15 protein-coding genes are annotated in these 14,518 nt (G+C 59.6%); 14 read left to right on the forward strand and 1 reads right to left on the reverse strand.

The genetic code is table 11. The features are described 5' to 3' along the window. Positions 1–29 precede the first annotated feature (29 nt). The 12 genes from EL335_RS00105 to EL335_RS14255 all read left to right on the forward strand — a co-directional run bounded on the left by EL335_RS00105 (position 30) and on the right by EL335_RS14255 (position 12,984). On the forward strand, positions 30–2,822 hold the full coding sequence (locus EL335_RS00105; protein WP_126443668.1) for a molybdopterin-dependent oxidoreductase: 2,793 nt from the start codon (positions 30–32) through the stop codon (positions 2,820–2,822). Between the two features lie 10 nt (positions 2,823–2,832). Beyond that, the gene (locus EL335_RS00110; protein ID WP_284155377.1) at positions 2,833–3,585 is read left to right on the forward strand and encodes a 4Fe-4S dicluster domain-containing protein; all 753 of its coding nucleotides are present in this window, start codon (positions 2,833–2,835) and stop codon (positions 3,583–3,585) included. A gap of 12 nt (positions 3,586–3,597) precedes the next feature. Continuing rightward, complete coding sequence (gene nrfD / locus EL335_RS00115; protein ID WP_126443669.1) at positions 3,598–4,803, forward strand: NrfD/PsrC family molybdoenzyme membrane anchor subunit; 1,206 nt, start codon at positions 3,598–3,600, stop codon at positions 4,801–4,803. A gap of 268 nt (positions 4,804–5,071) precedes the next feature. Continuing rightward, positions 5,072–5,881 carry a molecular chaperone TorD family protein gene (locus tag EL335_RS00120; RefSeq protein ID WP_126443670.1) on the forward strand — a complete coding sequence of 270 codons (810 nt, stop codon included), beginning with the start codon at positions 5,072–5,074 and terminating at the stop codon, positions 5,879–5,881. Positions 5,882–5,936: 55 nt separating this feature from the next. After that, complete coding sequence (locus EL335_RS00125) at positions 5,937–6,251, forward strand: hypothetical protein (protein ID WP_126443671.1); 315 nt, start codon at positions 5,937–5,939, stop codon at positions 6,249–6,251. 321 nt (positions 6,252–6,572) lie between these two features. Then, positions 6,573–9,152 carry a molybdopterin-containing oxidoreductase family protein gene (locus tag EL335_RS00130; protein ID WP_172599973.1) on the forward strand — a complete coding sequence of 860 codons (2,580 nt, stop codon included), beginning with the start codon at positions 6,573–6,575 and terminating at the stop codon, positions 9,150–9,152. Positions 9,153–9,165: 13 nt separating this feature from the next. Continuing rightward, a complete protein-coding gene (locus EL335_RS00135; protein WP_126443673.1) occupies positions 9,166–9,858 on the forward strand; it encodes a 4Fe-4S dicluster domain-containing protein in 693 nt (230 codons plus the stop codon). Beyond that, positions 9,858–10,220 carry a hypothetical protein gene (locus tag EL335_RS00140; RefSeq protein ID WP_126443674.1) on the forward strand — a complete coding sequence of 121 codons (363 nt, stop codon included), beginning with the start codon at positions 9,858–9,860 and terminating at the stop codon, positions 10,218–10,220. The genes EL335_RS00135 and EL335_RS00140 overlap by 1 nt, the downstream gene beginning before the upstream one ends. Beyond that, positions 10,217–10,912: a TorD/DmsD family molecular chaperone gene (locus EL335_RS00145; RefSeq protein ID WP_126443675.1), complete on the forward strand. Its 696-nt coding sequence runs from the start codon at positions 10,217–10,219 to the stop codon at positions 10,910–10,912. Before EL335_RS00140 ends, EL335_RS00145 begins: the two co-directional genes overlap by 4 nt. Beyond that, the gene (locus EL335_RS00150; protein ID WP_126443676.1) at positions 10,909–11,487 is read left to right on the forward strand and encodes a c-type cytochrome; all 579 of its coding nucleotides are present in this window, start codon (positions 10,909–10,911) and stop codon (positions 11,485–11,487) included. The genes EL335_RS00145 and EL335_RS00150 overlap by 4 nt, the downstream gene beginning before the upstream one ends. A 10-nt stretch (positions 11,488–11,497) precedes the next feature. Then, on the forward strand, positions 11,498–12,775 hold the full coding sequence (locus EL335_RS00155) for an NAD(P)/FAD-dependent oxidoreductase (protein WP_126443677.1): 1,278 nt from the start codon (positions 11,498–11,500) through the stop codon (positions 12,773–12,775). A gap of 44 nt (positions 12,776–12,819) precedes the next feature. After that, on the forward strand, positions 12,820–12,984 hold the full coding sequence (locus EL335_RS14255; protein WP_172599974.1) for a hypothetical protein: 165 nt from the start codon (positions 12,820–12,822) through the stop codon (positions 12,982–12,984). A 64-nt stretch (positions 12,985–13,048) separates the two neighbouring features. Here EL335_RS14255 and EL335_RS00160 read toward each other — a convergent pair whose 3' ends face one another. After that, positions 13,049–13,528 carry a sulfurtransferase TusA family protein gene (locus EL335_RS00160; protein WP_126443678.1) on the reverse strand — a complete coding sequence of 160 codons (480 nt, stop codon included), beginning with the start codon at positions 13,526–13,528 and terminating at the stop codon, positions 13,049–13,051. On the opposite strand from EL335_RS00160, the gene EL335_RS00165 reads away from it, so the two are divergent. Next, complete coding sequence (locus tag EL335_RS00165) at positions 13,512–13,976, forward strand: ArsR/SmtB family transcription factor (RefSeq protein ID WP_348541418.1); 465 nt, start codon at positions 13,512–13,514, stop codon at positions 13,974–13,976. The two genes, EL335_RS00160 and EL335_RS00165, sit on opposite strands and share 17 nt — an antisense overlap. 9 nt (positions 13,977–13,985) lie before the next feature. After that, positions 13,986–14,471: an arsenate reductase ArsC gene (locus EL335_RS00170; protein WP_126443679.1), complete on the forward strand. Its 486-nt coding sequence runs from the start codon at positions 13,986–13,988 to the stop codon at positions 14,469–14,471. Positions 14,472–14,518: the final 47 nt, after the last annotated feature.

Raw genomic sequence — 14,518 nt, forward strand, 5'->3', positions numbered from 1 at the left:
GCTCGTTTTCATCAACCGGAGGAAGTGAAATGAACGAATCGATCCTCAATCCCAAACTGACCCGTCGGCGTTTTCTGCAAGCGACCGGCGCGGCAGGCGCCCTGGGTGCCGTCGGCGTCGGCGGCCAGCTCACCACCATCGAGAAGGTGCATGCTCAGCCAGAAGCCGCGGCTGCGGGACAGACCGTGATCACCAAGAGCTTCTGTCACCAGTGCCCGGCACGCTGCGGCATCGACGTCTATACGACCAACGGCCGTATCCATGCGATCTACGGTACGCTCGACAACCCGCTCTCCAACGGCAAGCTGTGCCCGAAGGGCCATTACGGCGTCTATCTGACCTATGATGCCGATCGCATCAAGGGGCCGATGAAGCGCACCAACCCGAAGAAGGGCAGGAACGAGGATCCGAAGTTCGTGCCGATCTCCTGGGACGAGGCGCTCGATATCGTCGCCGGCCGCCTGAATGCATTGCGTGAGAAAGGCGAGTCGCATCGCTTCGCGGTGCTCACCGGCCGTGGCTGGGGCTACACCGATGTGGGTCTTTTGAAGGAGTTCGGCCAACTGTACGGCACGCCGAACTACAACCTCGGCCACTCCTCGATGTGTTCCGACGCATCGGAAACCGTCAAGCACATCATGGACGGGCATCACGCCTATAGCGCTTACGACTACTCGAACAGCAACTATGTGCTGGTCTTCGGCGCCGGGCTGCTTGAAGCCTTTCGTCCCTACAACGCCAACATGCAGAACTGGGGCAAGATGCGCACCAAATCGCCGAAGACCAAGGTCACCGTGGTCGATGTGCATCTGAACACCACCGGCTCTGCGGCCGACCGGCTGCTGCTGGTCAAGCCCGGACGCGATGGCGCTTTGGCGCTGGCGATGGCCCACGTGATCCTCACCGAAGGCTTGTGGGACAAGAACTTCGTCGGCGATTTCGTCGATGGCGTTAATCGCTTCAAGACCGGTGCGTCGATTCCGCTGACGGTGAGCCAGGAAGACGTCGATGCCTGGAGGCAGGCAAGGGCCGAAGCGGCGGCGAAAAAGGAAGCGGCGGCGAAGAAGGCTGCCGAGGCACGCGAGAAAGCGCTCGCCGAGCTCGACAAACTGAAGAAAGCGCTCAAGGGCGCGAAGGGCGACGAGAAGGCGGCGCTCGAAAAGAAACTCGCCGAAGCGCAGAAGAAGTTCGACGAGGGCGAAGCGAAAGCCAAGAAGATTGCCGAACAACGCGCTTTGCTTGAAAAGGACAAGAAGACGGAAATGGCGCCGGTGGTCGGTCAGCCCTTGTTCAACGAGAAATGGACGGTCGGCCTGATCGAATGGTGGAACGTCGAATTGAAAGATCGGACGCCCGAATGGGCCGCGGAAGTCTCCGGCGTTGCGGCCAAGGACATCATCACCGTCGCACGCGAGTTCGCCACCACCAAACCAGCCGTCGCATTGTTCGAGCGCGGCGCATCGGCGCATACCAACGGCGTCTATAACGGCATGGCGATCCATGCGCTCAATGCCCTGACCGGCAACATGTTCGCGAAGGGGGGGTTACGCGGCTATCAGATGAAGACTGCCTGGGCCAAGCTGCCGATCAAGGTCGAGGACTATCAGGACGACTATGCGAAGAACGGGCCGTGGAAGAAGTTTCCGCGCATCGACATGGCCAAGACCAAGAAGTGGCCGTTGGTGAAAAACATGATGCAGGAGATCGCCATCAACCACCTGAAAGGCGAGCCCTACAAGCTCGACACGGCGATCATCTATATGACGGGCGCGATCTTCTCCGGCCCGGACTGCACGAAATGGGAAGAGGCCTGGCGCGAGGTCTTCGTCATCGACACCTCCCCCTATCCGGGCGAGACCAACAAATTCGCCGATTTGATCCTGCCCGATCACACCTATCTCGAACGCCTGCAGATCGCCGACACCTACCCGTACGAGGGCTATCCGATTTCGATGATCCGCACTCCGGCGATCAAGCCGCTCTTTGATACCAAGGTGTTCGGCGACATGATCATCGAGCTGGGCAAGCGCATCAAGGGCCCGACGGCCGACTACTACAACAAGGTCGGCAACACCGAGAACATCATCAAATGGATGTGCGAAGGTTTCAAGGACAAGCCGGGCGACAACGGCGTGGTCGACTTCGAAACCTTCAAGCAGAAGGGCGTCTGGTATCGCAAGCCCTATGCCTATCTGCAAAAGGATGGCGTGTTCTACGAGTGGGACGGCAAGGGCTACAACAAGGTGCTCACCGAGGCCGAGGTCAAGGAAAAGGTGATGCCCACACCGACCGGCAAGTTCGAGCTCAAGGTCACCGAGCTCGAGCATCACGCCGATTACGTGCAGGAGAAGCTCGGTATTCCGCCCGAGCGCGCGCCTTTCCCGCAGTGGATCGAGCCGAAACACGGCGGCGATGGCGATCTGCATTTCGTCAGCCCCAAGCTTGCTGGTCAGGCCGAGGGACGCAGTTCCAACCTGCCGCATGTCGCGGCGATGATCCAACCGGTGCAGGGCGGCAAGCGCGAGGTGTTCCTCGAAATCCATCCGGAGGCGGCCGCCAAGCGCGGCATCAAGGACGGCGACATCGTGCGCATGAAAAACAAGATCGGCGAGATTCGCGTGCGCGCCCGGGTGACGCACACCACGCGTCCCGATACCGTCGTGCTGCCGATGATTCACGGTCACTGGGCGCAGGGTCGCTGGGCGGAAGCCAAGGATCGCCTACCCTCCGGTAGTACCAACGAAATCACCGAAAACCTATCCGAACCGCTATCGGGTCTGGCTTGTTATCACAGCGGCCTGGTCAGCGTGGAACGCGCTTAAGGAGTACATCATGGCAAAGTGGGGAATGGTCATCGACCTCGAAAAATGCGTGGGCTGCCAAGCCTGCACGATCGCCTGCGGCATGGAAAACACACGCTTGCCTGGCGAGCACTGGCAGGACGTCATCTTCTTCCAGGAAGGCGAGTATCCGAACACCGAAATCAAGTGGTTCCCGCGTCCTTGCATGCATTGCGAGAACCCGTCCTGCGTCGCGGTCTGCCCGGTACGTGCCACCTACAAGTCGGAGGACGGCCAGGTGCTGATCGACTGGGAACGCTGCATCGGCTGCAAGTACTGCATGATCGCCTGCCCGTATGGTGTGCGCTTCTACACCGAGGAGAAGGCGCGCTACGGTGGCCCGAACATGAAGGACGTGTTCCCGAGCAACGACGCGCATTCCTGGAATCCACCCTGGAGGATGCCGCAGGAAGACTGGAAGCACGGTGTCGGCGTGCAGCCGCACGATGTGGTGTCGAAATGCACCTTCTGCTATCACCGCGTGTCCAAGGCGCCCAAGGGCACGGTAGACCTCGATCCACAAAACCCGGCTACACGCGAATTCACGCCGGCCTGCGTCGTCACATGCCCGACCGGCGCGCGCTTCTTCGGTGACCTGGCGAACCCGGATTCCGAGGTCAACAAACAGATCGCCTACAAGAATGGCGTGCGCCTGCTGGATCACCTTGGCAACAAGCCGCAGGTCTACTACCTCACTGGCGAGGGGGGCTCGGTCCCGGCCACGCGTTCGATCAAAAAGATTTAAGGAGAAAACGTCATGATCGCAAACAATCGCAACAATGACATCAGCAGCCATGTCCGTTCGGAGGCCAATGCCTGGCTGGTGGCATGCATCATCGTCGGTGGTCTGTCCGGCGCCTATATGCTGTATCAGCTGATGACGGTCGGCCATGCTTCGTTCAACACTTCGAGCGACGGCATCAACTGGGGTTTGCCGATCGCCGCCTATGTGTTTTTCGCACTGACCTCGTCGGGTCTGACGATGATCGCCTCGCTTGCCACGGTGTTCGGCTTCGAGCAGTTCTATCCGATCGTCAAGCGCTGCATCTGGGTGGCGATCGTCACCCTGGTCGCTGGCTTCTCGGTGCTGGCGTTCGAGCTCGGTCATCCTTTCCGCATGCTCTGGGCCATGCCCACCGGCATGCAGGTGATGAGCCCGATGTTCTGGATGGGCGTGTTCTATCTGATCGACCTCGTGCTGTTGATCATCAAGTTCTATTTGATCGTGCAAGAGGACTGGCATAGCAGCTTCTCCAGGCTGATCGGCATTGCCGGCTTCGTCGCCGTCATCCTGGCCTCAGGCATGCTGGGACTGCTGTTCGGTTCCGTTGCAATGCGGCCGATGTGGTTCGGCTCCTTCACATCGATCTACTACATGCTTACCGCTGCGCTATCAGGTGCCGCCGCCATCGTGGTGACGACGTACATGGCCTTCGATTTCGACAGCCGCAACATGCCTGCCAATCTGCGTGCCTTTGCCGAAGGCGATCAAATGCCGAAGGTCTTCGCCACGCTGATCGGCATCACCCTGGTGATGATCCTCACCCGCATGTGGACGGGCTTGTGGAGCAACCTCGATGGTCTGGAGGGCTTCCATGTGCTGGTCAAGTCGCCGCTCTTTTGGGTCGAACTATTGTTCGGTCTCGTCCTTCCCTTCTGGATGATGCTGCAGCCGGGCATGCAGACGCGCGTCGTTCCGCAGATGACCGCCGCCTTCCTGGTGCTCGGCGGCATGGCCATCAACCGTTACGAGTTCATCGTCAGCGGTCAGGTCGTGCCGATGTTCAAGGGCACCTGGGTGAATAGCCTCGAGCCCTACTTCCCCTCGATGACCGAATGGGCGATGGCGGTGTTCGGGCTGGCGGTCGCACTGGGCGGCTACGCGATCGGCGAAAAGATGTTCCGGTTGTCGGCGGCGCCCGCGCACGAGGAGAGCGGCAAACTCGCCGGCGCAAGCGCATAATTAATCAAACCCAGATTGTCCATTGGAACACGAGCGGGTATCAAAAGCGAGGGCGAGCAGGTTTGCGTCACCGCGACGAGCCAATAACAGTGTCTGGCGATACGCGGGGGCGCAAAGATGCCGCCCGCAGCGTGAAAACCGCCGCGTAGGGCGATGAAATGATCGTATCGGATGCTCATGGCGCATCAGCCCGGTCTAATGGATAATCTGGGTTAAACTCACAGGCCGGCGCGTTTCCTCACCTCTGGCGCGCCGGCTTTTTTTTGCCATGAACGATCAAGACACCCAACTCGATTGGCAAGCCTTTTGGCTCACGCTGGCCAATGCCTTCATGCCACCCAAACGGCCGGAAGTCGCCGCGGCGTTTCGCGACGTGCTGGCTGACGATCTCGAAGCGCTCGGCACGGCGCTGGATCTCGATCTTTCCGTCGAGCTTGCCGACTTGCGTCAGGCCATCGCAGCGCTGTCCGACGACGAGGCGCTGCTCGTCGCTTACAGCCACCTTTTTCTGCAACCGCCCCTGCCGGCCAGTTTGAACCTCGGCCTCTACGTCGATGGCGCGCTCAATGGCCCCTGCCTCGACGTGCTCGAAAACGCCTATCGCAAGATCGGCATCGCCAAGCGCGAGGACCTGCACGATCTACCCGATCATGCCGCGATGCAGATGGAAGTCCTCGCCGTACTGTTCGGTGAGCGTGAGCCGGCGATGACGCCCAGCGATTTCGCCAATCTCTGCCTGGTCGGCGCCCTGCCGCGGCTGGCGAACGCAGTGGTTGCCGACTCGCCTGCTTCGCCTTGGGCCGCGCTGTCGCGCATCGCCGCTCGTGCGATCCAGACTTTTGCCCTGGCGCCGGACAAGGAAACCCTGCATCGCAGTCGCCGTGCGCAAGGCCGCGCCGACACCGGCATCGGCGTCTGGCGCCACTGCGCACGCTGTGGCAAACCCTTCGCGCGCGAAAAGGAAATCCAGATCATGGCCAAGGCTCTGGAGCAGGCGAACCTGCCGAGCGATTTCCTCGTGAATTGCCCAGACTGCCGCGATGCCGCGCAAGGTTTTTTCCGTCGGCCGATCAAGTAGCAGGAAAACCAGTCGCTGGGCAATCTTTGCGCCCTGGCTTGCCGCACTCGTGCTGATGACGGCGCCCCCGGCGCACGCCGAGGCCGCACCGGACGATCTGCTCGCACGCAAATGCACGAGCTGTCATAACGCGGTGCGTTGGCAGAGCGCACGCCATACCTCGATCGGCTGGTGGGCCGTCACGTCGCGGATGCGCTGGATCCACGGTGCATCCTTGAGCTGGAGCGAGCAGGCGGAGGTGGTCGATCTCTTGGTCGCACGTTTTCCCGCGACGAATGATGATGCACGCGACGAATGGCTTCTCGCCCTCGTCGTTATGTCCCTGCCGCTCGTCGGTTGGTGGGTGGGGCGGAGGAAACGATTCTGGTGAGTGTTCCCGCGCTCCGTTCATTTGTGACTCACCCCAATATTCGGTTACCAAGCGGTAACAAATCGTAGAGGAATATTTTCCCGAAGTTACCGGCCAGTAACATTGGTCTAATAAGAATATCATTATATATCAATACGTTGTGTGATCCTATGGTGAAGCGACCATTCATAAATCAATAGCTTGTGCTTTTCTTATCCAACTTCCTGATCGGGGAATAAAACCATTCTTTCAATAGGGCTAATGGCATGCCTTCTGCTTGAAAGAAAGGGGCAAATTGCATCCGAAGATGCTGAGCAATGGGAACCGAGGGAGGAAGCAAGCATGGGTGTCAGTCGCAGGGGATTCCTGAAGACGAGTGGCGCACTGAGCGCCTTGGCTACGGCAGGGGCACCTCTGCCAGTCATTGCCGAAGCAGCAAAAAAGTTCGCCGTACCGTATTCGCCCGGTACCGAGAAATACGTCAAGAGCCAGTGTTGTCATTGCGTCAATTTCTGTGGCATCGAGGTCAAGCTGCAGAATGACGTGATCCGCGCGATCTATCCGGACAAGGCTCGCGCCGACTATTACAACTGGGGCATCTGCCCGAAGGGCGCCTCGGGTGTGTTCAACACCTACAATCCATATCGGTTGAAAAAGCCGATGAAGCGCACCAATCCAGACAAGGGCATCGGTGTCGATCCAAAATGGGTCGAAATCAGCTGGGAGGAGGCTTTCTCGACCATCACCGACAAGCTCGCCAAGATCAGGGCCGATAATCCGTCCAAGCTGATCTGGCATCATGGTCACGGCAAGTACCTGATCGGCGACCAATTCCCGAAAGCCTTCGCCGCAGCGTTCGGCACGCCCAACGTCATTCATCGCACTACCACCTGCGAAGCTGCTCGCCACGTCGCCGACGAGCTGACTTGGGGTTATCACGGCATCCTGCCCGATCTCGAATACACCAACCTCTACCTCAACTTCGGCGCCAATGCTTTCGAGAGCGAACAGTGGGCGCGTTGGCTCGACCATGCGACGATCGATGCCAAGGCACGCGGGATGAAGCTCATCGCCATCGAGCCGCGCTTGTCGAATACCGGCGCCAAAGCCGACGAGTGGCTCCCGATCCGTCCGGCCAAGGATGTGCTGCTACTGCTCGGCATGGCCAAGGTGCTGCTCGACGATGGCACCATCGACAAAGAATTTCTCGTCAATTACACCAACGCGCCGCAGCTGGTCGGCGCCGATGGCAGATTTCTGCGCGACAAGGATGGCAAGGCGCTGGTTTGGGACAGCGTCAGTGATTCCGCCAGACCCTTCACCGAAGGTGTGAAGCCGGCGCTACTCGGCCACTACGAGGTAAATGGCAAGCCCTGCGCGACCAGCTTGCAGCTGCTCGCCGACGAGGTCGCCAAGGTGACGCCAGAACACGTCGAACAGGTCGCTGGCGTGCCGGCTGCGCGCGTCGTTTCGCTGGCGCGCGAGTTCGCGCGCGAGGCGAAGATCGGCGCAACGATCGAGATCGATGGCAAGCGTTTGCGTTACCGACCTGTAGCGATCTATAGCTTCCGTGGTCTTGCCGCCAAGGAATTCGGCGTGCAGAACTGGCGCGCCGCGCTGATCTTGCAGATGCTGGTCGGTAGCATCGATGCGGTGGGCGGCCTGCACCTGCATGGTGTCTATCGCAACCCGGCGTATTTCGAGCCAGCGAAGTGCGAATACCCACCCCAGCGCGCCGATTTGGCGAAGAGCGTCTATTTTCCGCACAGTCACCACGACGTCTGCCAGCAGGTGGCCCTGACGTTGCTCGATCCAAAGGCTTATGGCCTGCCCTACGAACCCGAGATGCAGATCTTCTACGCCACCAACCGGCCGATGTCCACCTCAGATGCGAAGAAGCAGTTCGAGGGTTACAAAAAGACCTTCAACGTGGTGATCGACATCGTCGAGACCGAGCTGGCGCAGCTGGCCGACATCGTGCTGCCCGATCTGACCTATCTCGAATCCTGGCACTACTTTCCAGGCCGCTGGACGCCGAGCACCAAGCACGAGGCGATCCGCCAGCCTGTCGTCAATGTCTATGGCATTCCACATGATGGCTATTCGATCATCTGGGAATTGGCCAAACGCCTTGGCCTGCGTGATGCCTACATCGAGCAGTTGAACAAGATCTGGGGACTCAAGGAGCACAAGTTCCTAGCTGGCCGCGATTACACGGCAAAGGAGGCCGTCGCTCTGCTGTGGGAGGAGAAGGCACACAAACCTTTCGATTACGCGCTCGAACACGGCTTCCTGGGCAAGAAGGTCGGCGTCGAAGATCGCTATCTGAAAGGCGTCGAAGACAAGTTCAAGGGGCCAAGCAAACCGAAGATGAACCTCTATGCCGAACAGCTGGTGGCCGGCTACGAGAAAGTGAAGGAGACGGTCGCCAAGCACGGTATCGAGAACATCGATCTCGACCAGTATCGTATCGCGATGTCGCCGTTGCCGCGCGCGGTGCATGCCGAGCCGACGCCGCATCGTCAGGCGCATGATCTTCCCTTCTATCTCGTCACACATAAGCGCATGTATCGCAACCAGTGTGGCAACACGGCGCAAAACCCGATTCTCGATGCCCTGGGCGGTAGCGACACGAATGCGATCGTGATCCATCCCGAGGCGGCGCAACGGCTGGGCATCCGGGACGGTGATTGGGTGATCGTCGAAACACGCGTCGGCCGCGCGCGCGGCCGGACGAAATTCAGCCAGGGCGTGCGTCCCGACGTGGTCACCGTCTCTTATCACTACGGCCATTTCAGCCCCGGTTTCCCCGCTTATGCGAAGAAAGGCACCTGGATCAACCAGGCATTGGAGCTGCACCCGGACAAGCTGTCGGGCATGAACTCTTTCAATGACACCAAGTGCAAGTTGATCAAAGCCTGAGCCGGAGACGATCATGACCAAGTTCGTTCGCGTCATCGATACCAAGCGTTGCATGGGCTGCCGCGCCTGCATAGCGGCCTGCGCGGTGGAAAACAACTTCACGCCCGACGCACCGTGGAACGTGATGATCGAATACGAGACCGGCGTCTATCCCAACGTCGGCCGTGTGTTCGTGACCATGAATTGCATGCATTGCGAGAAGCCGCCATGTAAGGCCGCCTGCGACGCCGCCGGCTTCAAGGCCATCAGCAAGAACGAGTTCGGCATCGTGCTGATCGATTATGACAAGTGCAGCGGCTGTCGCTATTGCGTCGCTACCTGCCCTTACGGCGTGCCTCAATTCAACGAGCGGCGCTCGAATCTCTTTCCAGGCTCGAAGGAAATCACACCCTACGAAGCGATCGCCGAGGAAAACCGCCATCCGACGCATCGCAAGATCGCTGGCGTCGTCGAGAAATGCACTTTCTGTTGGCACAAATTGGAACCGGCGATCCAGGCAGGCAACAGCAAGGCCATCGGCAAGGATCCGCGCCATACACCCACATGCGATCTGGTCTGTCCGGTCGGCGCGCGCCTGTTCGGCGACCTCGACGATCCCGACAGTGAAGTCTCGCAAGTGGTCGGCAGAAAAAAGGCGGCACGGCTGAAGGCCGAGTTCGGCACCCGACCGCAGGTGTATTACGTGCTCGAGGGAGGAGACAACTGATGGAACGCTTGATCGCAAGCCTGGCGCTCGCCTTGGTCACGGCATCGTTTCCAGTCCAGGCCGGGCCGTGGGCCGAGGCGCTAGACGGCACCGCCGAGAAGATCCGCAGCGGAGAGATCGACGTCGGCAAGCAGTACACCATGGACTTTTCGGGGCGTTTTCATACCATCCATTCGAAGGTGCTGGGCATTGGCTGTGTCTCTTGTCACGCCACCCGTGCTTATGCGCCCGATCACCTATTTCTGCGTGCGGCGGAATTCCCGCAGCGGGGCCATCCTGGTGCCGTGCCGCGTGCGGACTGCATCGGCTGTCACCAGGTCAATGGATCGGCAACCCCCTGGTACGGTGTGATCAAAAAATGAATGACCTGGTCGACTTGGGCGATTGGGCCGAAAAGCGCAGCCAAATTTACTGGCTGTTCGCGCGCTTTTTCTTGGTGCCACCCGATGCCGAATTCATCGCGGCCCTGTCAGGGGTTTCTCTGGCGGTCGGCGACGATGACATGGATCCGATCGACGGCGCAGCAGCGCAATTACAGCGTTGCCTGGGTACGGCTTCTTTGCAGGATTTGCAGGTCGAGCATCTGCGCCTTTTCGGCGGCGTGCGCGAGGGCTACGGACCGCCGCCACCCTACGAGTCGATCCATCGTGAAGGCCGCCTGTTGGGAGAGAGTACCGAATCGGTGCTGCGGCATTACTGCAAACATGGATTCTTCCTCGAAGGTGAGCATGGCGGGCGGGGAGATCATTTGGGCCTCGAACTCAAATTTCTCGCCCTGCTTTGTCATGAAGAAAGTCGGCGCTGGCGGGACGGCAATATCTCGTTGGGTCTTGCGGCCTTGGCGGCGCAATGGGCGTTCATCGTCGAGCATCTGCATGCCTGGGCGCCCAATTATTGCCGTCGAATACAAGGCGAAACGGTGCAAGCATTTTTCCAGGCCGCGATGGCATTGACTGCGGCAATGATCGAGCAGGATGCTCTCCGGTTGCCAGCCTTGCTGAACGAGCTGAGCACAACGAACGAGGTCGAAGTAATGGAAGGAGAATTGCAATGACGCAAGCGAAAGGCAAATTGCTTTTGCTGGTGGTGGGCCTGGTGCTCGCTTTGAGTGCGCGCGCCGATCTGGGCTCGATGCTGGGCAATACCTGTGCCGGTTGTCATGGCCTGAATGGCGCGAGCGCCGGCGAGACGATGCCGATCATTGCCGGCCTGCCGCGCGACTTCATTTTGATGGCAATGAAGGAATACCGTGAAGGGATACGTGGTTCGACCATCATGGGGCGCATTGCCAAGGGTTACAACGATCAACAACTGATGGCGATCTCAGAATTCTTTGCCAAGCAAACATGGTTGCCGGCTGCGCAGAGATTCGATCAGAGCGTGCTCGAACGCGGCGAGAAGCTGCACCGCAAGCGCTGCGAGGCATGTCACCGCGACAATGGCACCAGCATGGCGCTCGACATGCAGCCGCTGGCCGGCCAATGGGCGGGTTATTTGAGAATCTACATGAGCACATGCCGTGATGCGAAATGGAAAAGCCGGCATCCGGATGCAATGACCTCGATCTGCAACGACCTCAGCGATGGTGACGTTGCGGCGCTCGTGCAATTCTATGCCAGTCAGAAATAAGGGGGTGGTCATGATGACATTCACGAATCGGCGAGATTTCCTGAAAGCGCTGAGTGCGGCATCTCTGGTCGCGTGGGGGATCGCCCCGAGATTTGCCAATGCGGCGGCCAAGGCGCGCGTCGTGGTCATCGGCGGGGGCTACGGTGGAGCGATCGCGGCCAAATATCTCAAACTGGCCGAACCCGGAATGGAAGTGATTCTGATCGAGAAGAACAAGCAGTATGTTTCCTGCCCGTTCAGCAATGAAGTCATCGGTGGTCATGCGGGCATGGATTTGCTGACTTTTGGGTACGACAACCTTGCCAGGCGCGGCATCAAACTGGTTTTCGATACGGTCGAGGCCATCGACCCTGAGGCGCGTATCGTGCGCATCAAGAGTGGCACCAAGTTCAATTACGATTATTGCATCGTCTCGCCTGGTGTCGATTTCATGTGGAACGAAATCGAAGGTTACGAAGAAGCGGCCAGCCAGATCATGCCCCACGCGTGGAAAGCCGGCCCGCAGACCGAACTCCTCGCCAAGCAGATTAGGGACATCCGGGATGGTGGCGTGGTCGTCATCAGCGCTCCCGCCGACCCTTTTCGCTGTCCGCCCGGGCCCTATGAACGAGCATGCGAGATTGCCGGCTATTTCAAGAAATACAAGCCCAGGTCAAAGGTGATCATCCTCGACGCAAAAGAGACTTTCTCGAAGAAGGCGTTGTTCGAACAAGGTTGGAAGCAACATTACGAAGGCTATATCACTTGGGTGAGCGGCCAAAAAGGTGGCGAGGTCACGCGTGTCGATCCAAAGACCATGACCGTCTACACAGACTCCGGAAAGATCCAGGCCGATGTGGTCAACGTCATCCCTAGCCAGGGTGCCGGGCAAATTGCGGTTCAAGCCGGATTGGCGAAAAAAGGTGACTGGTGTCCGGTCAACTTCGCCACTTTCGAGTCGAAAATTCACAAAAACATCCATGTCCTCGGGGACGCAGTCGATAGCCCGATGCCCAAGTCGGGTTACTCGGCAAATTCGCATGCCAAGGTGGCGGTGGCGGCGATCCTCGCTGCACTCCGCAATGAACCGTTGGTTCCGCCAGCGCTGACCAATACCTGCTACAGCCTGATTGCCCCCGATCATGGCATTTCGGTTGCGCACATTTTCGAGCTGGTGAATGGCAGGCTGGTAACGGTCAAAGGGGCAGGTGGCACTTCACCTCTGGACGCCACGCCGGAATTCCGCCGGCTCGAAGCGGTTTATGCCCATAGTTGGTACAGGAACATCACCACGGAAATGTTTGGATGACATCGATGCCAAAGGGCGTCCGTCATTCCAACTGGAGAAGAGCCATGAACAAGTTAACCATGACCGATTGTTCGTTACCATCCGATACCGAGTCGGGGACGAAAAAGACCGGCAAGATCATTTGCGGCTGGTGCATCTTGCTTGCGATGGCAATCCCCGTGGTGTTGGTCATCATCGCACTTGCAGCGAAGCTGCATGGCTATTTCTAGCACCCAGAGAGAGGGTTGGTCCCTCTCGGTGCCAGGTTCGGTTGCCGAGGGGGGCCAGCCCTGCTCACCGCTTGCGCAGATAGAACTCGTAGGCCCCGCGCGGCGCCGGGAAGCTGGCGACGAGCTCGATTTGCGGTGAGGCATTACTCCAGGCGCGGATGTCGTCGAAGGCCGCAGTACAGTCACTGACCAACAGCAGTGTTTCGCCCGAGTGCATGCCTTCGATGAGACGGCGCGCCTCGACGATCGGGCCCGGGCAGGTGATCCCGCGCATGTCGAGCGAGGCCTGCGCCGTCGGCCGATGCTCGCCTGCAGCCATCTTGCGGATGCGGTAGGCGGTCTTTCCGCCTGCCTGTTGCGATTCCTCGACGAGCTCGTGACCGGTGACACGGCACCAGGCGGTGAGATCATCCCGGGTACCAGCGCAATCGGAGACGAGAATCAAGTCCTGGCCGGGTGCCAGATCGTCGATTAGCTTTTTCGCGCCGACCAGCGGCGCCGGGCAGGGCAGCCCGGAAAGATCCAGTGTGATCGTGGTTTCCATTTCTTCCTCCTTCCACCAATTGGTTTTCAAAGTATCGTTCAAAGGAAGAAACAAGCCAAGTATTTTCGCTACAATTCGATCATTCTGGAAATATCGAATGGATGCTGCTGCGATCATCGACAAGCTCGCCGCTTTGGCGCAGGAGAATCGGCTGGCGATTTTTCGCCTGCTGGTCGCGACCGGACCGGAAGGCCTTGCGGCCGGTGCCATCGCCGATGCCCTCGGTCTTGCCGCACCGACGCTGTCTTTCCACCTCGCGCACCTTGCACGTGCTGGTCTGGTATCGGCACGGCAAGAGGGCCGTTTCATCTACTATTCGGCCAACTTCGCGGCGATGGACGCGCTGATCGCTGTTCTCACCGAAAACTGCTGCCAGGGCGGTGGGCAATGCCTGCCGAAGACCGCAGCAGCCGCGATTTCAACCCGTTCCCGCCGCAGGGCGGCATGAGGAGACCACATGCCCTTCAACGTCCTCGTTCTGTGCACCGGCAACTCGGCTCGCTCGATCCTCGGCGAGATGCTCTTCAATCATCTCGGCCAGGGCCGCATCAAGGCGTATTCGGCGGGCAGCAAGCCGGCCGGCCAGGTCAATCCGGTGGCGATCGAAACCCTGCGCAAGCATGGGGTGCCAGCGGATGGCGCGCGCAGCAAGTCCTGGGACGAGTTTGCCGTCCCGTCAGCGCCGACTTTCGACTTCATTTTCACTGTTTGTGACAACGCCGCCAACGAGCCCTGCCCGGTCTGGCCCGGCCATCCGACCACCGCGCATTGGGGGATTCCCGATCCGGCGCACGTCGAGCCGCTGGCGGCGCGCCGCGCAGCCTTCGAAGAAGCCTACCAGGCGCTGAAAAAACGCATCGAAGCCTTCCTTGCCTTGCCGCTGGAGACGATGGGCAAAGACGAAATCCTCGCCGCCGCGCGGCGCATCCACGAAGGAGACTGATCGTGTCGGCCCAATGCGAAGTCACCGCCAAGGTCGCTGCCGGCGCG

It is taken from the genome of Sulfuricystis multivorans (assembly GCF_003966565.1).
GTDB lineage: Bacteria > Pseudomonadota > Gammaproteobacteria > Burkholderiales > Rhodocyclaceae > Sulfuricystis > Sulfuricystis multivorans.

Bases quoted from the DNA above. Each gene is read 5' to 3' on its own strand.
- EL335_RS00120 (WP_126443670.1), top strand. From the start codon at position 5,072: ATGAACGATCAAGACACCCAACTCGATTGGCAAGCCTTTTGGCTCACG.
- EL335_RS00145 (WP_126443675.1), top strand. From the start codon at position 10,217: ATGAATGACCTGGTCGACTTGGGCGATTGGGCCGAAAAGCGCAGCCAA.
- EL335_RS00155 (WP_126443677.1), top strand. From the start codon at position 11,498: ATGATGACATTCACGAATCGGCGAGATTTCCTGAAAGCGCTGAGTGCG.
- EL335_RS00125 (WP_126443671.1), top strand. From the start codon at position 5,937: ATGACGGCGCCCCCGGCGCACGCCGAGGCCGCACCGGACGATCTGCTC.
- EL335_RS00160 (WP_126443678.1), bottom strand. From the start codon at position 13,528: ATGGAAACCACGATCACACTGGATCTTTCCGGGCTGCCCTGCCCGGCG.
- nrfD (WP_126443669.1), top strand. From the start codon at position 3,598: ATGATCGCAAACAATCGCAACAATGACATCAGCAGCCATGTCCGTTCG.
- EL335_RS14255 (WP_172599974.1), top strand. From the start codon at position 12,820: ATGAACAAGTTAACCATGACCGATTGTTCGTTACCATCCGATACCGAG.
- EL335_RS00170 (WP_126443679.1), top strand. From the start codon at position 13,986: ATGCCCTTCAACGTCCTCGTTCTGTGCACCGGCAACTCGGCTCGCTCG.
- EL335_RS00135 (WP_126443673.1), top strand. From the start codon at position 9,166: ATGACCAAGTTCGTTCGCGTCATCGATACCAAGCGTTGCATGGGCTGC.
- EL335_RS00140 (WP_126443674.1), top strand. From the start codon at position 9,858: ATGGAACGCTTGATCGCAAGCCTGGCGCTCGCCTTGGTCACGGCATCG.
- EL335_RS00105 (WP_126443668.1), top strand. From the start codon at position 30: ATGAACGAATCGATCCTCAATCCCAAACTGACCCGTCGGCGTTTTCTG.
- EL335_RS00130 (WP_172599973.1), top strand. From the start codon at position 6,573: ATGGGTGTCAGTCGCAGGGGATTCCTGAAGACGAGTGGCGCACTGAGC.
- EL335_RS00150 (WP_126443676.1), top strand. From the start codon at position 10,909: ATGACGCAAGCGAAAGGCAAATTGCTTTTGCTGGTGGTGGGCCTGGTG.
- EL335_RS00110 (WP_284155377.1), top strand. From the start codon at position 2,833: ATGGCAAAGTGGGGAATGGTCATCGACCTCGAAAAATGCGTGGGCTGC.